Source organism: Streptomyces caelestis (assembly GCF_014205255.1).
Lineage (GTDB): Bacteria > Actinomycetota > Actinomycetes > Streptomycetales > Streptomycetaceae > Streptomyces > Streptomyces caelestis.
This window is the reverse complement of record NZ_JACHNE010000001.1, coordinates 107028-126978: the sequence shown is the minus strand read 5'-3', so window position 1 is coordinate 126978 and position 19951 is coordinate 107028. Positions and strand designations below refer to the sequence as shown.

Sequence of the window (19951 nt, the reverse complement as noted above, 5' to 3'; positions counted from 1 at the left end):
GACCACGACGTTCGTCGTCGCACCACCGAGATGCTGCCGGTCGGCCTGCCGACCTTGATCAGTGACGATCTGGAAGCCGCGAGATCACGGGTGGGACTGCTGGTCACCGTGTACGCCTTCACCGTCGGGCTGTCAGCGGCTCCGTTCACCAGCTGGACTGCAGGCTGGCCACGCAAGCGCCTCTTCGTCGTGGTGGGTGCGGTCGCTCGACCCTGCCGACCTGGAGGTCTACCGCCGCCCCTTCCCGACCCCGCAGAGCCGCCGCCCGGTGCTGGCGTGGACGCGCATGATGCCGCTGGACGCCGAGCCCGCCGACGTCGTGGCCCGCGTCGAGCACTACGACGCCCGGCTGGCTGCCAGCCCCGAAGTCCCCAAGCTGCGCCGCGTTCGAGCCGGGCCCGGGCGCGATGACCGACCAAGGAGCCGTGGCCTGGTGCGAGGAGAACATCGCGGGCCTGGAGGTCTCCCGCCACGGCCTCGCCGGCCATCACTCCTCGGAGGACCGTCCCGAGGAGCTGGCCGCGGCGATCAACGCCTGGGCTGACCGCCACAGACTGGCGCGCCAGTAGGTGTCCTCGATCACGAACGGTGCCGATCGTCCCGGGGCCGGCTGTGCTGCCGCGCCGACGGGTGCACGCGCCGCGAGCGCCGTCACCATCGAACGCCCCAGCGAACGGGAACCTTCGGACGCCGCCTCCGGCCAAGCTCCTGGAAGCCCTGCACGCGGGAGGGCAACGACGCCATGCCGAAATGACTGCTCCGTCAACTCACGCTTGCGTGCAGGTGACTTCGGATATCAGTGCAGCCGACTCCGAAAGCTGACAGCAGTTGTACGAGGGCGAGCACCGCTTCCTCCTCGCCGTAGATGCACAGATGAGGGGGCGTTATCCGTGGAAGATCCCGGAGAAGTACGCGGATGAACGTGCCCAGCTCGCGACACCTGCCGCTCCTTCTTGACCCAAAGCTTGGTTGAGGTCCTAACGTCACGGCATGTTGATCATCACCTGATGACAGGAGAAGACGTCGTGATCCTGGTGACCGGAGCCACCGGAAATATAGGAAGTGCCCTCTTGCGAGAGCTCCAGGCGTTCGGCGCCGGACCCTTGAGGGGGCTCACCCGTGACCTTGCACGGGCCGCGTTCCCGGAAGGGGTCGAAGCCGTTGCGGGTGACTTCGCTGAGACAGCCTCACTGAAGCCCGTGTTGGAGGGGGCCCGATCGCTGTTTCTTGTGTCACGCATGGGTTCGGACGCCGACATCATCGAGGCGGCGCGGCGGGCAGGCGTAGAACATGTGGTGCTGGTCTCGTCCATTACCGTCCAGACCCATCCGCACCTGGGCCCTGCCGACGAGAACCTGACTGTCGAGCAGCTGCTCAAGGACAGCGGCATGACGTGGACGATCCTGCGGCCCACGCAGTTCGCCTCGAATGCCCTGTGGTGGGCGGGAGCGATCCGCGAGCATGAAACGGTCCGCGTGCCCTATGCGGACATCGGTCTCCCCACGATCCACCCTGCGGACATCGCGTCGGTGGCTCGGGTGGCACTGACCGAGCCCGGCCACCAAGAGCGGACGTATGCGCTGACTGGCCCGGCGAGGGTCACGGCCCGGCAGCAGGTCGGGGCCATCGCGGCAGCGCTGGGGCGGAAAGTGCCGTTCGCCGAGATCAGCCGGCAGGAAGCCCATCGTCAGATGGCCATCCTCCTGGGCGACGAAGCCGCTGACGCGGTGCTCGATCTGACGGGTGGCGACGTCAACGACGAGCTGCTCATGGTGCGTGACACGGTTCCCCAGATCACCGGTGTCCCGGCCAGGACGTTCCAGCAATGGGCTGCGGAGAATGCCACCGCATTCCGCTGAGCCGCCCGACCCTGAGCATGTTCATCGTGCCCGACAGCAGGACGGCTGGCCGTCGGGGCAGGCAGCGGGGCAGAGAGCGGCCGGCCTTGGCGGCCTCTGTCCCGGGCTCCCCGCGGGCGCGGGGGGCAGGTGAGACGCTGTCTGTCCTGATTTCGACTGGGCTCGCACCCCCACCCTCTGCCTTCACATGTCCATCACGGAATGGCCACTTCTGCCTCATCCTTTGCCTCCCGGACCTACGGTCATCCCCGGACGTACCACCACTGGGGGGATGACCATGACCAATCCGTACGCCGACCCACACGCCAACCCGTATCCCGTGCCGCCCGCACCGCAACCCGCACGCCCGGCGCCCCGCTGGGCCCGGAAGCGCTACCTGCTGCCTGCGCTCGGCCTGGCCCTGTTCGTCGGCGTGGGCATCGGCGCGGGTGGTGAGACGACGGACGACGCGAAGCCCGCAGCCGCCAAGCCCCAGCCGACGGCCACCGTCACCGCGACGACCACCGCCACCGCGACACCGCTCGCGCAGGAGCCGGAACCCGCTCCCACGGTCACCGCCACCAAGACCGTCAGAGCCACCACCACGGTCACCGCACAACCGGCCGCGGGTGGCGGCTCCGACGACAGCGGCTCGGGCGGCTCGGAAGACGTCTACTACGCCAACTGCTCCGCCGTCCGTGCCGCCGGTGCCGCGCCCATCCGCCGTGGTGAACCCGGCTACGCGTCCCACCTGGACCGTGACAACGACGGGGTCGCCTGCGACACCTGACCCGGGTCTGCCGGTGACCATCGGCGTGTCCGGCCGTTCCATTGTTTGAGCAGCTCGTACCGGGCTGCCCGGACGACGGAAGGAACACCACCGTGGACATGACCGTACCGGCCACCGACGTAAAGCCCGGGCTGCCGCGTGACGAGTGGGTCAAGACGCTGCCGCAGACCATCGTCGCGTCGTGCGTCCTGCTGCTCGACTCCGAGGACCGGATCCTGCTGTTGCGCTATGCGGGGGACCAGCCCGGTGCCGGGCTCTGGGGGCTGCCGGGCGGCATGCTCGACCACGGCGAGAATCCTGTCGGTGCCGCGCGCCGGGAGATGTGCGAGGAGACCGGCATCGTGCTCGATAGCACGCTCCGGTTCGTCGGGTACGACCACCGGGCCGACGTGAAGGGCACGGGCCCGGTGATCGACTTCTACTTCCACGGCGGCCGTCTCGCCCCCGGACAGACCGTCAGGCGCAGCAGCGAGCACGACCAGGACGGCCTGTTCGCCCTCGCCGACCTGGGATCCACCCCGCTGACCATCCCACTCCCGGCCCTCACCGCCCTGCACACGGCCGCCCTCACCGGAACCGTCGTATGTCTGCAGGAAGGAGTGCCCCAGTGACCGGGCCGCGTCGCCTGGTGGCGGTCGTCCTGGCGTCCCTCGCACTGCCCCGCACTTACCCGCGCCCCCACCCTCGCCACCCACGCGCGCTGGGCGACCACCTCCGCGTCACCCTCCAGGGCAACCGCACACTGGGCACACCCACCAACCCCACCGATGGACAACGCAGCCACCGCAAAGTGGTACGTGATCGACTTCGTCAAAGGCTACTGACCGGGCGATCGACGCAGGCCAGGGTCCGGCGGTTACCGGTCCTCGCTTCTTGCCTCGCATGGGACCGTGCCGCGCATCAGGCCGCCGCCAGCCGTCCCGTCCACGACATGTTTCGCCGAGAGGCGGCATGTCAGTGGCGGAGGGGCTGCTGTCGTCTGCTGACCTCGGCCAGTTGTCGACGGGCGACGAACAGTGCCGTGTCCAGCTGGCGGGTGCCGGTGATCACACACAGTGTGTAGGTCGCGTCCGTGAGCTGGCGGTCGGTCTCAGGGCTGTTGTCGGAGGCCAGGCGTCGCCTGAGCGTTTCGCATCGTTCGACCAGCTCCCGCAGGAGCGAAGGGTGCGCCATGATCATGGCTGGCTCCTTCCGGCGTAGCTCGTGTGGAGCAGCCCCCTCACCCATACGGTTGCAGCCGTCGGCGCCTGCCGCACCTTCTGGCACCCTGGGTCCGTGTCGCTGCCCGGGCTGTGACCGTGACCAGTGACCGTCGTGCCGCGTGTCGGCGGTCCGCAGCCTGCCTCCCCGGCGCCGGCTCGGGCCGTCCCGTCAGCCGGTTGACCGGCCGGTGCGCGGCGACCCCGGGACGTCACGGCTCGATAGGCCCCGGGGCCGCCGACCTGTGGTCACCAGCGCTACCGTGCCAAAAATCGCCGACGTCACCCCGTCGACTGCGCCGGGCGAGGGGCCGGTCTCGTGCCGGGATCTGCTCGACTGCACCTGGTGGTCGGGCCTCCCCGGGCAGAACTTTCAGCCCGCTCGGGCGGCGGCGAGGTGGGCGTCCACGGCGACGACACCGTCGACGCCCTGGCAGAGGCCGACGACCACTGGGACGAGACGCGGTTCCGGGAGGTGTCCCCGCAGGGTGACGGCCCCGTCCCGGACCTCCACCACGACGGTGCCCTCGTCCAGGCCGAGGATGCGCCCCAGGACGTCCTGCTCGATCTCACCGCGGATCTCGTCGTCGGAGCGGATGAAGGCGTCGAGCAGGTCGCTGCGGGTGACGATGCCGGTGAGGAACCCGTTGTCGTCGACGACCGGCAGCTGCTTGACGTGTTGTCGACGGAGTTCCCGAGCGGCCCGGGGGATTGTCCAGTCGGCGCGGGCGGTGAAGACGGGGCTGCTCATGAGCGTGCCCGCGGTCCGGGCCCGGGCCTTGCCCCAGGCGTGCTCGTCGTCCCCGTCCTGCCCCTGCGGGTCGGGCATGCCGGTCTCGTGCCGCAGCACGTCGGATGCGGACACGACGCCGACGGGGATGCCGTCATCGTCGACGACGGGGGCCGCGACGATGTCGTTCGCGTCCAGCAGGGCAGCGACCTCCTGGAACGGTGTGTCGGGGCGGAGGGTGACGACCTCCTCGGTCATCACGTCACCGACCGTGCGGCGGCGCAGCATGGCATCGGCCTCCTCCGCTTACGACGGGGCGGGCGCGGTCGGACCGCCCGGGCGGACCACGCGCGGGCGCCGGCCTCCACGGAGCCTGCCGGCTCGTCCACGCAGGTTCCCCTACCCATGACAGCACCGGGCAGCTCCGGCGGCCAGTGAGGTTCGGCCTGGCGGGGAGGGCGGGCGCGAGGCGGTGGCCGTGATGGGCGGCGCCTGGGACGCGAGGGTGAGCAGATGCTGGCTGCCCCGCTCGACCATCCCGACGGTGATGCCCTCCACCGCCGCCAGGCCGCGCAGGCCGACGCGGAGGACGAACGGTGCGGGCCGCGGAACGGGCGGCGCAGCGCCTGGGGCGCAAGCGGCGCGGGGCGAAGATCTTCCCCTACGCCCTCCGGCACTCGTTCGCGCAACGGATCGCGGACGCCGACACGGTTGGCGTTCAGGCCGTCAGGCGGTGAGGATCTTCGTCAGCTGTTTGTGGGGGCTGGTTGTCGGGTGGTGTGGGTGAGCCAGCGGTGCAGTGCGGTGTGGACGTGGTCGGGCAGGGTGCTGAGGTGGTCGATGGCCTCGCGGTCGCCGGGCATGGGGGCGACGCCGGCGGTGGTCAGTGCCGCGTGGAGTTCCAGGCGGTGCACATCCCGCGCGGGGAGGGTGAGGTTGAGGCGCTGGGCGGGGTTGGGCGGCGGCAGCAGGAAGTCATCGTGTGCCCAGGACAGCCGGTCAGGCGTAGGGGTGGTGGTGTGGGCCATGGACAGGCTCCTCTCAACGCTTTGGTTGTGGAGGGAGACTTCGTGTGAGGGGGAGCTGGTTGCGGCCGGCGTGACAGTCCACCCGGATGCAGCAGAGCGGCTTGGAGTGCTCCTATGACCTGGTGAACTGCTCGGGACTGCTTCCGCCGCTGCTGGACGGGCCCGCTGCCGGGGATGGATCCTGCCCGTAGGAGTCTTGCCCGCAGTCCTGTCGTGAGGGGAGAAGGGTGGCGGTTCCGGCGGTCTTGCCCGGCGTTCGAACCCGGTGCGAGACTTCACAACCGCCCTTGCCAGTAAAGGAGTTGGGCTTGTCACCAACCGGAAGACCGTTACGGCCTCTGACCATCCTCTTCGCACCGGAGAGCGCGTACGGGCCGACGAACAACTGCGTGGGGATCGGGGATGTCCTGCGCCGCCGCGGGCACCGAGTGGTGTTCGCCGCGGAGGCGTCCTGGAAGGGCCGCCTCGCGCCGCTCGGCTTCGAGGAGGAGCTGGTCAATCTGGCCCCGCCGCCCGAACAGCCCCAGGACGCGGGCCAGTTCTGGAAAGACTTCATACGGGACACCGCGCCGGAGTTCCGCAAGCCGACCATCGAGCAGCTGGGCACCTGGATAAAGCCGGTATGGGAGGAGCTGGTCTCCGGCGCCCGGTACTGCGAGCCGCAGATGAAGGAGATCATCGACCGGGTCCGGCCGGATGTGATCGTCGAGGACAACGTCGTCTGCTTCCCGGCGCTGACCACGGCGGGCGTTCCCTTCGTACGGGTCGTCTCCTGCAACCCGCTGGAGATGAAGGGCGAGCGCGTTCCGCCGCCGTTCTCCGGGTATCCGGCCGGGGACCAAAGCGGGTGGGACGAGTTCCGCGCCGAGTACGACCGCACGCACCGGGCCCTGTGGAGCGACTTCAGTACCTGGGTGACCGAGCAGGGCGCGCGTCCCCTGCCCGACCTGGAGTTCGTCCACGAGGGCGATCTGAACCTGTACACCTATCCCGAGTCGGCCGACTACACGGACGCTCGTCCGCTGGGCCCCACCTGGCATCGGCTGGACTCCTCGGTCCGCGAGACGGAGGAGAAGTTCACGCTGCCGCCCGGCCTGGCCGACGGCGGCGCGCTGATCTACTTCAGCCTCGGCTCGCTCGGCTCGGCCGACGTGGACCTCATGCGCCGAGTCATCGCCTCGCTCGCCCGCACCCCACACCGCTACATCGTCTCCAAAGGCCCGCTGCACGACGAGATCGAGCTCCCGCCGAACATGTGGGGCACGGAGTTCCTGCCGCAGACCCGGATCCTGCCGCTGGTCGACCTCGTCATCACGCACGGCGGCAACAACACGATCACGGAGGCTCTACACTTCGGCAAGCCCATGATCGTGCTGCCGCTGTTCTGGGACCAGTACGACAACGCCCAGCGCATGGCCGAACTGGGTTACGGCGTCCGGCTCGACCCGTACCGCTTCACCGACGCCCAACTCCACGGCGCAATCGGCCGGTTGCTCAGTGATATGACCCTGCGGCGCACGCTCACCGAGGCCGGTGAGACGATTCGGGCGCGCGACGGGCTGCGTACGGCCGCGGATCTGATCGAGCGCGCCGCCACGGCCTGATCCCCCCGCCCTTGGACGCGCGTCTCCACTGGTCCTCGTCCAGACCAAGGTCCACGAGCGTCAGGCGTCCAGGTCGCCGTCGACGTCCGCCGGTTTCACGAAGATCAGCTCCAGGGGGTCCGTCGGTGGTTCCCTACGCGTGTCCGGGGCGGTCAGGGATTGTCCGGTCCGGATGCACTTGCCGTTGGCGGTGTAGCGGGTGCTTACTTCAGGGCCCACGGTGGCCCGGTCGACTTCCATGAACGCCCGCAGGAGGTCCTGTCGCCGCGTCGGCAGTACAGCAGCGCGTCGGGGATGACGGCCTTGTGGCGGTCGGATGGCATCCCCGTTGTGGCCGCTGTCGCCCATGTCCCCGGCAGTGAGTGCAGGAGAGGGGGCTGGATAGGCGGGCGCGGCCGCGGCCGGGGGATCGGGGCACGCTCGCTCCTGCTGCGCGCCGTGCGGGACCGCCGCGCACAGCCGCCGACAGTCGGGGTGCGGCCCGGCCTGAGTGGGGCTGCGGAAGCGCCGTGAGGGAACGAGAGGGCAGCGTGATCTACCGCTACACCGGCCCCGACACCAACCCCTGGATCGGCATCCTCGGGGGAGCGTCGGACATCGGCGTGGGCGCCGACGGCAATGTGTGGCACGTCAACTCCTGCGGCGGTATCCGGCGCTACATCGGAGACCAGCCCAGCTGACGAAGTGCAGCCGTGAGGGGCCTCATCCGGGAGGCATTGGCCCTGCAACTCATGCTCAGAACCGTACTGTGCGGCCTGGCCCGCCGCCTCCCTCGCTGGCCTGCCCCTCAACCCTCGCACCGCCCATCCACGCGGCACAGACGCTCCCTTGGCCGAAGCATCGTCCACCTGCCCCTGCGGACGGAGTCCGGGGAAGGCTACGACCGGGACGCCTGCCGCCACTGGAACGCCGGCGCCCCCCTGTCCGACGGCTGCAATGCCCGCGCCGAGGTCCTGAACTCCGAGGCCGTCGAACCCTCGACTGTCGGCGCTGACTGTCGTCTGAGGGGCGGTCGCTGGCGGTCGTACTACGACCAGGTGTGGGTGACGCAGCCTCCGGTCTGGACATCGACCACATGGTGCCTGCGCGGAAGGCTGGGACAGCGGTGCGTCGACGTGGACGGCGCAGCGCCGCGAGGCGTACGCCAACGACCAGGGTGCCGCCGTCAGCCTGGTCGCGGTCACCGCCCGCTCGAACCGGTCCGCGGCAGTCCAGGATCCTGCCCGGTGGCTGCCGCCGACGTGCACTGCCGGTACGTCGCCGAGTGGGTCGCGGCGAAGCTCCGCTGGTGCCTTGCGGCCGATGAAGCCGTGGCGGCGGCTCTGCGCGAGGTAGCGGCCGGATGTCCGGACCAGACCGTGACGTACGAGCCGGTCGCGTAACCGACCTGCTCGCCCCGCCGCCTCCGGGCGGCGGGGCCACTGGCCGGCGCCGCCGCGTCGCTGGTGCGGTGACACCAGACAGGGAGCAGCGGCCCGTGCAGGGCATGGCCTTCGGCGGGTGTGAATCGCTCCTGCGGTGAAGACCCTGAGCCGTACGGGTGAGCCCAGCCGCCTATGTCCCCCGGGGGCGTGCGGGGCGGGTAGAACGCGGGGGTGTTCCGTCGTGATGAAGGGTGGTCATGGTGAGCCGAGGGTTGATCGTCGTGGATGTGCAGAACGACTTCTGTGAAGGAGGCAGTATTCCCGTCCCGGGTGGTGCGCGGATCGCGGCCAGGATCGCCGATCTGGTGGAGCAGACCGCGGGCCGTGACTACCAGTACGTCGTCGCCACCCGCGACCACCACATCGACCCGGGAGGTCACTTCTCCCAGAACCCGGACTTCAAGGACAGCTTCCCCGTCCACTGCGTCGTCGGAGACGAGGGCAGCGAGTTCCACCCTCACTTCGCCCCCGCCGTCACGGGCGGAAAAGTCGACGCCGTCTTCTTCAAGGGCGCGCACAGCGCCTCCAAGAGCGGCTTCGAAGGAGCCGACGAAGAAGGAACCCCCCTCGCGGACTGGCTGCGCGCCCGCGGGGTCGAGGACGTCGACGTGGTGGGCATCGCCACGGATCACTGCGTGCGTGCCACCGCGCTGGACGCCGTGAAGGCCGGCTTCCGCGCACGGGTACGCCTGGACTACTCGGTCGGAGTCGCCCCGGACACGACGGCCGCGGCCGTGGACGACTTCCACCAGGCAGGTATCGCCGTGTCCGGCGAGGCACCCCCGCCGCAGTAGTCCCGGCACCGAGCCCGGCGCGGGACCAGAGCGGACTCGTGGCGCGCCCTGCCGCCAAGAGTCAGTGACAGGGCGCACCTGGCCGCGCTGGACACCGAGCCTTCCCCGCCCGGTGCCCGCCCGCCGGGCGGGGCTGACTGCTGTGTAGGAATCGGGCGTTTGCCGGCAGTGAGTGGGGGAGGGCCAGCCGCAGTCCTTGCGGTCGATTTTCAGGGGGCAGGTCTGGTCGTTGAGGTTGTAGCCGCGCAGGTCGTGGGTGGAGCCGCCGCTGAGGGTGACGCACACGTGCCGGCCGCTGTGGTTGCGCTTCTTGTACGCGCGGGCGGTGCGGCCGGAGTTGTGGCGGATCGAGCTGCCGCGGTCACGGATTGCGGACAAGCAGGTCCTGCAACTCGGCCACAGCATCGGCCACCATGGCTGCGGCAGGCTGCCGCACCATGACGGCATGTCGGCTGCGCGGGCTTTCGCCGGCCAGCGGAGACAGTGTCCCGGACGGAGCGTGGGCACGCCAGGCATGCGGTAGCGCCCCGGGTCGTCGGACTGCTTACTGCGGCCAGGGGTGGACGTGTGCGCTGGCCGCGCCAACCGCGGCTCTGGCCGCCCGTTCGACCAGCGAGATCCCGCTCTGCATCGACGCGTTGCCGCTGCTGAGGACCGAAACCAAGTACCGGCGCCCGTGCACCGTGACCTGACCGATGCTGTTGATGACCCACAGGCCGGTTGCGCTCCGCTGCACCCAGCCGTTCTTGAGGGCCCATCGGGAGCCCTGGGGGCCGGCCGCGGACACCCCCCAGTCCTGGCCCTGCGCGACCTGGCCCATCAGGTCGCGGATGTAGGAACGGGACGCCTGGCTCAGCGTTTCCGGCGAGCGGGCGGAGGCCACCGGCCCTCGGGAGAAGACCGCGCGCAACAGCTTGACCTGGTCCCTCGCAGTGGTCTGGGTGAGCCCCCACCTGAGGCCGGGGCCGCCCCGTGTCGAGGAAAGCCCCAGCCGTTCGTTCGCCGCGGCGAGGCCTTCCGCCTCGCCGATCGCCCGCCACAGCACGTTCGCCGCCTCGTTGTCGCTTGTCCGGATCATCGCCTCGGCATTCCGACGCTCCGCGGCTGTCAGCTCGCGGTGCTCGTCCTGCGACTGAAGCAGCAGGGCCGCCAGGATGTTCACCTTGATGATGCTCGCCGTGGCGAACGTCGCGTCTTGCCCGTAAGACGCGATCTCCTGGCTGCCGCTGTCCTGGTCGAACACCGCCACTGCCAGCCGCGTGTTGCCGCGCGGCAGGACTGTCCCGAGCGCTCTGGCAAGAGTCGCGCCGCGGTCTTCGTGCGGTGCCGCCGGCCCGGGGGCCGGCTTACCCGCCCGCGCCAAGGGCGCCTGCGCCTCGTAGGGCGTGCCGGTGGCGGAACAGGCGGCGAGCGACGCCATGGCTGCGGTGGCGGCGCAGGCTCGCAGCGTGTGCGCGCGGAGGCCGCGCGCCGTGGGCGTCCGGTTCTGTCTGTCGGGCATGGCGGGGCAGGCCTCGGTATTCCTGTGAAGAGAGACGGTAGTAATCGGAAAATATGACAAATCGGATGTGGTGGTGGTGATTGACACCAGGACGGGCGTGTCGAATCCCGAGGCAGCCGCCACCTCGTAGTGCAAAGACTCCTGAGTCGCCGGTGCCCGCGTCTCGAGAACCTCGGATGACCGTCCGCTGGGCAGGTGACAGGGTGCAGCCGGGCGGGCGGCGTGTGGTCGCGTGTGGCCACGCCACCAGGCGGAGTAGCAGCGCGGCATCGACGCCCGGCCGTCGGCCCCGGACCGGCTGATCGAGCGCGGCCTCACCCGAGACAGCACACCGGTCCACGTCCACGTCGGCGACTGCTGGAACGCAGGCAAACGCAGCCGCGGCGCGAGCCGGATCACCGACGCGATGGACGAATGCGCCCGCCTGGAGCCCTGAAGTTCGCCTGCCTGCTCTATCTGTCCGACCGCTCCGAAGGCGCCTGGTTCGGGCGGCAGTTCGCCGCAGGCGCCGGCGTCGTCACCGCCGCCTACTGCCTCTCTCTGCACCACACGCGGTACAGCGAGGACGGCATGGCCCGCTTCTGGTACCGCCAGGCGCTCACCCTCCACCACCACATAGGAAGCGACCTGTACCCGCCCAGTGACACCGCCCCGCACCCCGCTCACCGGAAGCTGCTCCCACTGCGCGCCGTGACCGGCACGATCACCGCGTTCGCCCCGCTTCGGCCCGGCGAGTGGGCGGACAATCCGGCTCGTGGAGCCGGAGGCGTGCTCAGCTGGGCCCTCGGTCACTTCAAGATCGCTGACGCCGTATGCCGCCTTGCAGCGGACACCGACGAGGACTACGGCCTGGTCCCTCGACCCGACCCGGCACTCGCCGTCGAACTGGAGGAGCACATGGAACACGCACCATGACTGCGTGTTTGTGAACCCGGTCGCCCTCTGGCTGCCCTCGGATCCGAGGGCAGCTGGTGGGACTCAAGCTGTTCGAGGGCCGGGAGACCGGCCATGCACGCCCACGGCCGGGCCCGCGCCGCAGAGCCCGAGACCCCCGCTTGCCCGCCAGCCGGAAGCGTCCTCGTTCAGGTCGTCGGCGAGCATGATCGCGGCGATGCTCGCTTGCCGACAGCCTCCCGGCGCCTCGAAGCTCTGGCTCACGGCCATGACAATCCCTGATGGCCGATCAGGCTCGGATCACGGCTTTGGGTACCGGCAGGACGGGGTCACTGTCCCAGCCCGTGCGCAGCCGGTTCGTCTGACGCCTCGAGGGGCATGGCCGTCTGACGGGCCTCGGGTGACGGACTGTGGCGGGTTTGGCGGGACTGGGGGATGTGCATGCGGATGCGGCCTTTGCCTGCTCTCTTCGCCTCGTACATGGCTTCATCGGCTTGGCGGAGGAGTTCGTCTGGTGTGACGCCCGGGAGGGCTACTGTCATGCCGATGGAGGCTGAGACGAGTGCCTCTTTGCCTGCGATCTCGTAGGGCTGTGTCAGGGCAGACAGAATTCTCTCGGCGACGTCTTTGGCACGTGAGGGGTGTGTCCCGGCCTCTCCTTCCAGGAGGGCGGCGAACTCGTCACCGCCGAGGCGGGCTACGGTGTCTTCAGCCCGTACGGATGCCTGGAGCCGACGAGCGGCGTGGATCAGGAGAACGTCGCCCACCGCGTGTCCGGCCGAGTCGTTGACAGCCTTGAATCCGTCCAGGTCCATGAAGAGCACTGCGGGCGGGGCTGTGTGAGTGATCCGCTTCCGCAGAGCATGCGCGACGCGGTCGGCGAACAGGGCCCGGTTGGGCAGTCCGGTGAGCGCGTCGTGGAAGGCCAGGTGCTCGAGTTGCTCCTGCTGGGCGACCCGGTCGGTCACATCGCGACTGCTGAAGATCATTCCCTCGGTGTGGTGGCTGACGGTCGATTCGACGTGGCGCCAACGCCCGTCGGCGTGGCGGACCCGGCAGGACACGCGGCGGCCCGGACCGCGGATGCCTGCTGCGGCTTCCTGCCGCAGCGTCTCGACTGCTTGCATCAGCGCCGTCAGGTCGTCGGGGTGGCAGTACAGGGGCAGACGGGCACCCAGCAGGTCCTCAGGCCGGTAACCGAAGACGTGGTGGGCGGCAGGACTGACGTAGCGTACGCATCCGTCCAGGGTGACGATGGTGATCACGTCGCGAGTGCCGTCGACCAAGGTGCGGTAGAGCGCTTCCCGGGTGGTGGCTTCGCGGGTGATGTGCAGGTGGTCGGCGTGGATGATGCCCTGCCGGATGCCGAGCGCGATAAGCAGCGAACCTGCCAGGACCAACGGGACCAGGTTGGTGCGGCCGCCGACCATGGTGTGAGCGGTCAAGGCCAGGACGCAGATGGCCACGGGCACGAAAGCGGCCACGACCCCGACGACGGGCATGATGCGCTGGTCGACGTCCACGACGCTGGTGCCTCCGGCCAGCCATGGGGCCACGGCGATGAGGAGCAGGCCAGTGATCGAGCAGGCCGCCGCGCCGGGAATGCCGTGCCAGGTGCCGGGGGCCGGCATGAGGATGCGCAGCATGTCGCTTGCGGACAACACGACGATGCCCAGGACGCCCACCGTTGTCGCGGTGCGCTCAGGACGCTTCAGGGAGTAGCGCAGTGCCACCAGAAGTCCAAAGACCAGGATGTCCGTGACCACGCGTGCCAGATTATGCAAGGACCCGAAGGCATCGCCGCTTTGGTCGGCGCGATGCAGCAGCAGCACCCAGCCCAGTGTGAGCAGGGAGCCGGCGATCATCCATCCGTCCAGGACTCGCCGCAGCCAGATCAGCGTCGTGCCGCCGTCCGCCACCGCGACGACCAATCCGGCGATCGCCACCACCAGACACAGGACGATTCCGGTGACCGCCAGCAACTGGAGGACGAAGTGGACGCCACCAGCGAGCTCCCCTTGAAAGGAAGGGAGCTGACTGACCGCGAGGTGGTGAAGGCCACCCGCTGCCACGGAACCCGCGAAGAGTGCGAGGCGAAGACGCACCCTTCCGGCGGCCGTCCTGGCACGCCCAAGGAGGGACAGGGCGGCCAGGCCATGCGCAGCCGGCACTCCTACGCCGACTGGGATGAACAGCACCGCCGTCGCGCTCGCGCTCATTGCGGCGGCAAGCACGGATGCCAGCCGCAGAGTCCTGCCCCACTCGCATGCCGCCGATGACCACCCCATACGAACGGCGTGCAACGAGCCCCACCAACCGGCTTGTCCCAGCCTCATGCGAACCCCCGACGGTCATCGAGCCCAAAGAGGGCGGCACACCGTGCTTGTACTGCTCGAGTCGGAGAAAAGGGTAGGAGGATGTCTAGCGCCTATCTCTATGGAAAGCGGTAAGTTCACCTGAAAAATGGACGATCCCCTAGAGGCTGACACCCCGCCAGTTGCCCTGTTTCTGCTGCACGATGACGGTCCGATCCGAGCGTGGAGCGATCTGCTCGACGCCTTCATCCGCTCCGACGCCGAGATCCGCGGCGAGGCCGAACACGACGTCCTGGGGCACATCCTCGGCCCGGGCGCGAGCACCGTCGCGGTGGAGGTCCGGGGTGGGGTCGTCACTCTGCGGGGTCACGTACCGGGAACGCGTCGTACCGGTGGTGGTGGGCTCTGCCACGGCGTCGACGTCTACCCGCGCCGGGTTTTCGACCGCAGTCCCCCGACCTTCGCCGACGTCGCGTCAAGGCCCAGCCGCCAGCGGCGGAAGAAGGCGTAGACCCGGGCCCATGCGGGGAAGTCCGCGGGCATCGCCCGCCATGAGATCCGCCCGCGACCAGGTAGCGGATCGCGTCCAACAGCTGCCGGTGGCAGTAGCCCTCGGGCCGTCCACCCCGCCCCTGGAACCAGGCCGGCACCGGCAGCAACGGCCGGACGGCCGCCCACTCCGCGTCCGTCATGTCCGACGGATACCGGCGCACCAGGTCCGGATGGTCGGCCGCGTTGCCGTACACGTGCGCGAGGCAATCGCACGACACGGCGGGCGAGTTGAAGTCAACGTGCTCGGGCACGTCCAACAAAGACAACAGGGCCTCCTGGAACCACTCGGAATGGGATCGAACCCCCGAGCTACCAGGAGGCCCTGCTTTCACGCGCGGAAACCGCCGCACTCACCCGATCGAGACTCCCGTTCGATCGACAGCCTTCGAGATCGGTACGGGCAACAACCACTTACGTGTCGGGATGCTCCGGCAGGGCGAGCCAGTCCGACCAGGAGATCTCGCGGCCGAGGAAGCGCGGCTGCTCGAACGGCCAGTCGGCGGCGATCCACTGCGGCACCAGCGCATCGAGGGCCTGCTCGACCTTGCTGCCCACCAGCTCGTCCACCACCCACCAGGAGATCTCGCCGTCCGCGCCGGCCCTCTCCGGTGGGTCGATGTAGACACAGCCGAGCAGAGCTGTCTCCGCCGCGTCGAACAGCGCGTAGTTGAAGGACTGGTGTGCGGCGATCTCCTTCTCGTGCCGCAACAGGTCGGCCTGGTCGGCCTCGTAGGTCATGGTGGCCGCGGGCCAGCCCCAGGCCGGGCCGAAGATGGTCCACAGCCGCTCGCGCGAACCCATCACAGCCGGATAGTCGAGCGGGGTGTCCGCCTCCCGGATCGGCCGCAGGTGATGACCACCGCCCGGCAGCGGTACCAGGACGGGGTGGGCGAAGTCATCGGGAAGCCAGCTCATGGCGCCCGACCGTAGCAGCGCGTGGCCGTCCGCTCCCCTGGATTTTCCCCGCATACCGCCAGGCCCTGCTCTCATGCCGGTCAGGGCCCGCGATCACCCGATCGAGACTCCTGTTCGATCGACAGACTCCATGATCGGTATGGCAACGGCTTCTTAGGACCTCTCAAGCATCGGGGGACAACTCCTCGTCTGGGCTTTCGCTTCTTCTTCGCCGCGTCGTGACGACGCAGGTCGGCGACCGCACGGCTCGGGCCGCGGTCGCCGACCGGTCTGTCCGCTGTGGGGGCTGTCGGGAGGTCAGAGCTCGGCGGCGCGTGTCAGGCGGCGCGCCGCTCCAGCGTCTGCTCGACCTCGCCCCGGCGCACGGGTGCGCTCACCTCGTGGAGGAAGCCGGCCACCTCGCGGTACGAGGCCCAGAAGCCCACCTCGTGATAGGGAACGCCTCGCTCCGCGCAGTACTCGCGGGTCAACTCCCGGGCACGGGGCAGGTTCTTCTGCGCCATCGAGGGAAAGAGGTGGTGCTCGACCTGGTAGTTGAGACCGCCGTACATGAAGTCGATGATCCGAGAAGGGCGGATGTTGCGCGAGGTGAGCACCTGGCGCTCCAGCCAGTCCAAGGTCTCCTCCTCGCCGTCGCGGATCTCCATGCCCTTGTGGTTCGGGGCGAAGATCATGCCGAAGTAGAGGCCCTGGACGAACTGCTGGACGACGATGAAGACGACGGCGAGCAGCGGGGAGAGCACGGTGAAGGCCAGCGTCAGGTAGATCGCCGCACGCAGCACGATGAGCGAAGCCTCGAGTACCGGGCGCTTGGTCTGTCCCTGGGAGATCACCTTGATGGCGGTCTTGTTCATCTTGAGGGACTCGAAGACCAGCAGGACGAAGAACAGGACGCTCTGGTACCGGACGATGAAACGCTTGACTCCCCGGCGGCTGGCGTACTGCTTGAGATCGAAGATCGCGGTGCGGCGTCCGATGTCGGGGTCCATGTCCAGATGGTTCGGGTTGCTGTGGTGCCGGTTGTGGTGGTTGACCCACCATCCATAACTCGACCCGTTGATCAGGTTGGCGTGGATGTAGCCCACGGCCGTGGCGACCCGCTTGTCGCGGAACATCGCCTTGTGGCCGGCGTCGTGGAACATGTAGGCGCTCTGCGTCCCGCACAGGCCCAGCCACGCGGCCACAACCAGCTGCCACCAGGAGTCGCCGAGCAGGAAGAACGCCGTGAAACCGGCGGCCAGGAGCAGGGTGTTGAGTGCCAGACGGCCTGTGTAGTAGCGCGGGTCGAAGTCCAGCAAGCCCTCGGCCTTCACTCGCTTCAGAAGCTCGGAGAACGTTGCGGAGGCTCCTGCGGTCTGTGGAGCCGGAGTCGCGCGGTGTGCGTCGAGCGACTCGACCACGCCGTTCTGGGAAGGGACGTGCGGCGATGACATACGGTGCACTCCTTGGGCTGATGTACCCGGTGGTAAGGCGGTGGCACGGCAGCCGTCCCACGATCAGGTGGCTGCGCAGGGTGAGAGGCAGGAGCCACAAGGTGGCTTCGTGACCTTGCCCGCACTTGTGCCATGGCAGTGCGGTGCGTTGCGCCTGGTTCCGAGCCAGTGCGCCACCAGCCTCGCCTACCGCGCTGATGCGGGTCTGATACCCGGCTGACTGGGGTGGGGCAGCGCGAGTCAGGCCGCTGCCGCTTCATGGGCCAGCCGGTGGTCCAGGGTCAGCAGGAGGGAGTCGGCGTCGCGCGCCAGCGTCTCGTCGTCGGGGCATCCCATGATCTGCATGAGGTGCTCGACCATCGACTGTCGAAGCTGGTCGGTGCTGAGAGATGCGTAGGACACGGTCTTCCTTTCGTGGGCCACATGCGGGGAAAAGTGCTTCTACGGATGCTCATAGGGCGTTGCTGGCGCGGAAGATATGGGCGAAGCCTGCAAGCGAGGCCTGATTCTCGAAGGCGACGTACTCGGGGATGAGGACGTCGGCAGCCCACTTCTGCTTGTAGGCCAGCTGTGTCTGCGCGGGGTAGAGAGCGGAGCCCTCGGCCCACAGGAAGCGCATCAGCCACTGGAACGCCGGACTGTGACCGGGAACCTCGTGGCCCGCGTCCAGACCCGTGAAGGGCGTGAAGCCGAAGTGCAGCCACTCCACCCCCTCACCTCGGAACACCTCGAGCGCGTGGGCGTTGATCGCCTCCATCAGCCCGGGAGAGCCCTCCGGGATGCGCCGGCTCAGGTCGTGCATCCAGCCGGCGCGCGAGCCGTACACGGGCGAGTAGGAGATGTACGCGACCGGTGCATCGTCGATGGTCCCGACGAAGAGTCGGCGGTGGGCCTGCATCGTGCCGCCGATCTGGCCCACCAGGAACTCCAGGGGGCGGGCGCCTTCGCCCTTCGCCCCGAGCCACGCACGGTCGATCCTCGCCAGGCCGTCCTGCCAATCCGACGCCTGGGCCTCCTGGATCTTCAGGCCGTTGCGGTGCGCTCGGGAGACCTTGTTGCGCAACTGCATGAACCGGGTGCCCCGCAGTGTGAGGTCCGGTATGCGCACCGCCCAGGAAGCCCCGATCTGATTGACCGTGAAGCCCTGGCGGGCGTAGGCCTCGGCGTCGTCACGCTGGAGCTGTACGCCGACGAGGCTGAGGCCTTCGTCGTGAACGTACGCGACGAAGCGCTCGAGGAGTGCGTCGTACGACGCCTTCTCGACAAAGGGGCCGCCGAACTGAACGGCGTATCGGCCCGCCCGCCGGTAGAAGATCACCCCGTCGATCTCAGGGACGCTGAATGTTTCGTTGCCCTCGTTCAGCGCGAGAAATGAACTGGGATTTTCGGCCTGGCTGTGCTTCTGGACGGCCCGGAATATCGGGCTGTCCGTTTCAATCATGGACACGTTCGCGCTCCCTCTCGGTGGGGCTGGGCCCATGGAATTAGAGCATCGGACCGCTCGGCACCGAAAGGGGGTTCTCGTGGGATGTCGGAGACACGTCAGCTCCGTGTCAGGTCCGTATCAGAGGCATCTGTCATTGTTGTTCTCAGGAACAGCCGGGTCGACACCGGGTGGTCTTGGAGAGGTGCCCGGAGTGGTTTATCGGGGGCCTGAGCTACGGCTCGAAGGTCGGGTTCAATGGGCCCGCGCAGGTTCGAATCCTGCCCTCTCCGCGAAGCCAGCCCGCGTAATCGGGTGGTCTTGGAGAGGTGCCCGGAGTGGTTTATCGGGGGCCTGAGCTACGGCTCGAAGGTCGGGTTCAATGGGCCCGCGCAGGTTCGAATCCTGCCCTCTCCGCGAAATCAGCCCGCGTAATCGGGTGGTTTTGGAGAGGTGCCCGGAGTGGTTTATCGGGGGCCTGAGCTACGGCTCGAAGGTCGGGTTCAATGGGCCCGCGCAGGTTCGAATCCTGCCCTCTCCGCGCTTTTGGTCTCCAGGGGGCCCCGCTCCCTGGTCGTGTGACCCGCCCTGGCAGGCCTGCTGAGCAGGTCTGCCAGGGCGAATCATGTGTGCGGGCACGCCGGCCCGAGCCGGGCCTCAGGGCGATGGCAACGTCGTAGCGACCTTGAGAGCGTGCAGGTCACGGCAGTGTGACGATGCTGGATGGATGCGCGACCGCACGCAACGAAGTTCTGTTGCGGAGGTGACCTGCCCAAGTCCCCTTCGTGCAACGGAACTCCGTCGTCAACGGCTCGGCACAGAACTGCGCAGGCTGCGCGAGCGCGCCGGCCTCACCGCCACGAAGGCGGCGAAACTCCTGGGTGGCAACCAGGCCCGTATGAGCAACATCGAGGCGGGCCGCTACGGCGTCAGCGCCGAGTGCGTACGCACACCGGCCTGCCACTACGAATGCCCCGACCACGACCTGGTCGACGCCCTGGCCGCAGTGACGGGCGAGCGCAAGCGCGGTTGGTGGGAGGCGTACCGCGACATCCTGTCCAGCGAGCTCCTCGACCTGGCCGAACTCGAACACCACGGGCCGGGCGCTGCGCACGGCCCACACATCCGGGCTGCCGGGACTCCTGCAGACCACCGACCACGCTGGGGCCGTCTTCCAGCAGGTGCTGCCGGAACCCCCTCCTGAGGTCGAGCACCGACTGTCCTTCCGCATCAAGCGGCAGGCAGTCGTGTACCGCGACGCCCCGGCCTCCTATCGGGCGGTCAGCCACGAGGCCGCCCTGCGCATGAGGGTCGGCGGGCGGCTCACGGCCAAGCGACAGCCGGAACACCTGTTGGCCATGGGCGATCGCGAGCACACCACGTTCCTCGCCATCCCGTTCGAAGCCGACGGATATCCGGGCTCGGGCCAGCCCATCTCCTACGTGCATGGGGGGCCGGTGCCACAGCTCGACACGGTTCAGCTCGACCAGTCACACGGCATCGTCCTACGG

At 68.8% G+C, this 19951-nt stretch carries 21 protein-coding genes, 3 tRNA genes and 3 pseudogenes; 15 read left to right on the top strand and 12 right to left on the bottom strand.

From position 1 onward, the window contains the following. Positions 1–407 precede the first annotated feature (407 nt). The 4 genes from HDA41_RS40815 (at position 408) to HDA41_RS00645 (ending at position 3239) form a co-directional block, all read left to right on the top strand. Positions 408–569, top strand: coding sequence for a hypothetical protein (locus HDA41_RS40815; RefSeq protein WP_230299791.1), 162 nt, complete (start codon positions 408–410; stop codon positions 567–569). Between the two features lie 456 nt (positions 570–1025). Further along, positions 1026–1859: an NAD(P)H-binding protein gene (locus HDA41_RS00655; protein WP_184993015.1), complete on the top strand. Its 834-nt coding sequence runs from the start codon at positions 1026–1028 to the stop codon at positions 1857–1859. A 277-nt stretch (positions 1860–2136) separates the two neighbouring features. After that, positions 2137–2628, top strand: a complete 492-nt coding sequence (locus HDA41_RS00650) for an excalibur calcium-binding domain-containing protein (protein ID WP_184993013.1) — start codon at positions 2137–2139, stop codon at positions 2626–2628. Positions 2629–2726: 98 nt separating this feature from the next. Next, a complete protein-coding gene (locus HDA41_RS00645; RefSeq protein WP_221511713.1) occupies positions 2727–3239 on the top strand; it encodes an NUDIX hydrolase in 513 nt (170 codons plus the stop codon). A 343-nt stretch (positions 3240–3582) separates the two neighbouring features. Here HDA41_RS00645 and HDA41_RS00640 read toward each other — a convergent pair whose 3' ends face one another. The 3 genes from HDA41_RS00640 to HDA41_RS00630 form a co-directional block, all read right to left on the bottom strand. Continuing rightward, complete coding sequence (locus tag HDA41_RS00640) at positions 3583–3801, bottom strand: DUF5133 domain-containing protein (protein WP_230299789.1); 219 nt, start codon at positions 3799–3801, stop codon at positions 3583–3585. Between the two features lie 399 nt (positions 3802–4200). Next, on the bottom strand, positions 4201–4845 hold the full coding sequence (locus HDA41_RS00635; RefSeq protein WP_184979658.1) for a CBS domain-containing protein: 645 nt from the start codon (positions 4843–4845) through the stop codon (positions 4201–4203). Between the two features lie 458 nt (positions 4846–5303). After that, a complete protein-coding gene (locus tag HDA41_RS00630) occupies positions 5304–5585 on the bottom strand; it encodes a hypothetical protein (RefSeq protein WP_184979656.1) in 282 nt (93 codons plus the stop codon). A 308-nt stretch (positions 5586–5893) separates the two neighbouring features. Here HDA41_RS00630 and HDA41_RS00625 point away from each other — a divergent pair, with 308 nt between their 5' ends. Further along, positions 5894–7189: a glycosyltransferase gene (locus HDA41_RS00625; protein WP_230299788.1), complete on the top strand. Its 1296-nt coding sequence runs from the start codon at positions 5894–5896 to the stop codon at positions 7187–7189. A gap of 60 nt (positions 7190–7249) precedes the next feature. Here the strand turns inward: HDA41_RS00625 and HDA41_RS00620 are convergent, their stop codons facing one another. Then, positions 7250–7408: a hypothetical protein gene (locus tag HDA41_RS00620; RefSeq protein ID WP_184979654.1), complete on the bottom strand. Its 159-nt coding sequence runs from the start codon at positions 7406–7408 to the stop codon at positions 7250–7252. A gap of 290 nt (positions 7409–7698) precedes the next feature. Here HDA41_RS00620 and HDA41_RS00615 point away from each other — a divergent pair, with 290 nt between their 5' ends. The 3 genes and pseudogenes from HDA41_RS00615 to HDA41_RS00605 all read left to right on the top strand — a co-directional run bounded on the left by HDA41_RS00615 (position 7699) and on the right by HDA41_RS00605 (position 9407). Then, complete coding sequence (locus tag HDA41_RS00615) at positions 7699–7869, top strand: hypothetical protein (protein ID WP_184994161.1); 171 nt, start codon at positions 7699–7701, stop codon at positions 7867–7869. Between the two features lie 51 nt (positions 7870–7920). Next, positions 7921–8571: pseudogene (locus HDA41_RS00610) on the top strand (HNH endonuclease family protein). A 242-nt stretch (positions 8572–8813) separates the two neighbouring features. Beyond that, entirely contained in the window at positions 8814–9407 is a 594-nt protein-coding gene (locus tag HDA41_RS00605) for an isochorismatase family protein (protein ID WP_311772196.1), read from the top strand. A 544-nt stretch (positions 9408–9951) separates the two neighbouring features. On the opposite strand, the gene HDA41_RS00600 is transcribed toward HDA41_RS00605, so the two are convergent. After that, positions 9952–11043: a serine hydrolase gene (locus tag HDA41_RS00600; RefSeq protein WP_376706759.1), complete on the bottom strand. Its 1092-nt coding sequence runs from the start codon at positions 11041–11043 to the stop codon at positions 9952–9954. A 133-nt stretch (positions 11044–11176) separates the two neighbouring features. Here HDA41_RS00600 and HDA41_RS42600 point away from each other — a divergent pair, with 133 nt between their 5' ends. Together HDA41_RS42600 and HDA41_RS00595 are read left to right on the top strand one after the other, a co-directional pair. Next, positions 11177–11344, top strand: a complete 168-nt coding sequence (locus HDA41_RS42600; RefSeq protein ID WP_376706846.1) for a DUF6233 domain-containing protein — start codon at positions 11177–11179, stop codon at positions 11342–11344. Further along, complete coding sequence (locus HDA41_RS00595; protein WP_184979650.1) at positions 11323–11823, top strand: hypothetical protein; 501 nt, start codon at positions 11323–11325, stop codon at positions 11821–11823. The genes HDA41_RS42600 and HDA41_RS00595 overlap by 22 nt, the downstream gene beginning before the upstream one ends. A 308-nt stretch (positions 11824–12131) precedes the next feature. Here the strand turns inward: HDA41_RS00595 and HDA41_RS00590 are convergent, their stop codons facing one another. From HDA41_RS00590 to HDA41_RS00565, 7 genes and pseudogenes are all read right to left on the bottom strand, one after another. Continuing rightward, positions 12132–13784 carry a sensor domain-containing diguanylate cyclase gene (locus tag HDA41_RS00590; RefSeq protein WP_184979648.1) on the bottom strand — a complete coding sequence of 551 codons (1653 nt, stop codon included), beginning with the start codon at positions 13782–13784 and terminating at the stop codon, positions 12132–12134. A 493-nt stretch (positions 13785–14277) separates the two neighbouring features. Then, on the bottom strand, positions 14278–14529 hold the full coding sequence (locus HDA41_RS00585; protein WP_184979646.1) for a hypothetical protein: 252 nt from the start codon (positions 14527–14529) through the stop codon (positions 14278–14280). A 77-nt stretch (positions 14530–14606) separates the two neighbouring features. Continuing rightward, a pseudogene (locus HDA41_RS40810) lies at positions 14607–14833 on the bottom strand (transposase); the annotation flags it as partial. A 247-nt stretch (positions 14834–15080) separates the two neighbouring features. Continuing rightward, positions 15081–15584: a GNAT family N-acetyltransferase gene (locus tag HDA41_RS00580; protein WP_184979644.1), complete on the bottom strand. Its 504-nt coding sequence runs from the start codon at positions 15582–15584 to the stop codon at positions 15081–15083. A gap of 317 nt (positions 15585–15901) precedes the next feature. Further along, positions 15902–17017, bottom strand: coding sequence for an acyl-CoA desaturase (locus HDA41_RS00575; protein ID WP_184979642.1), 1116 nt, complete (start codon positions 17015–17017; stop codon positions 15902–15904). A gap of 240 nt (positions 17018–17257) precedes the next feature. Then, positions 17258–17419 carry a hypothetical protein gene (locus tag HDA41_RS00570; RefSeq protein WP_184994159.1) on the bottom strand — a complete coding sequence of 54 codons (162 nt, stop codon included), beginning with the start codon at positions 17417–17419 and terminating at the stop codon, positions 17258–17260. Between the two features lie 49 nt (positions 17420–17468). After that, positions 17469–18458: a DUF2156 domain-containing protein gene (locus tag HDA41_RS00565; protein WP_184993008.1), complete on the bottom strand. Its 990-nt coding sequence runs from the start codon at positions 18456–18458 to the stop codon at positions 17469–17471. Positions 18459–18639: 181 nt separating this feature from the next. Here HDA41_RS00565 and HDA41_RS00560 point away from each other — a divergent pair. The 5 genes and pseudogenes from HDA41_RS00560 to HDA41_RS42590 form a co-directional block, all read left to right on the top strand. Next, positions 18640–18733, top strand: a tRNA-OTHER gene (locus HDA41_RS00560). A 30-nt stretch (positions 18734–18763) separates the two neighbouring features. After that, positions 18764–18857: transfer RNA gene (locus HDA41_RS00555), tRNA-OTHER, on the top strand. 30 nt (positions 18858–18887) lie between these two features. Continuing rightward, positions 18888–18981, top strand: a tRNA-OTHER gene (locus HDA41_RS00550). Positions 18982–19065: 84 nt separating this feature from the next. Continuing rightward, positions 19066–19644, top strand: a complete 579-nt coding sequence (locus HDA41_RS42595; RefSeq protein ID WP_376706758.1) for a helix-turn-helix domain-containing protein — start codon at positions 19066–19068, stop codon at positions 19642–19644. Beyond that, positions 19547–19900: pseudogene (locus HDA41_RS42590) on the top strand (DUF5753 domain-containing protein); the annotation flags it as partial. The gene HDA41_RS42595 and the pseudogene HDA41_RS42590, both read left to right, overlap by 98 nt. Positions 19901–19951 lie beyond the last annotated feature (51 nt).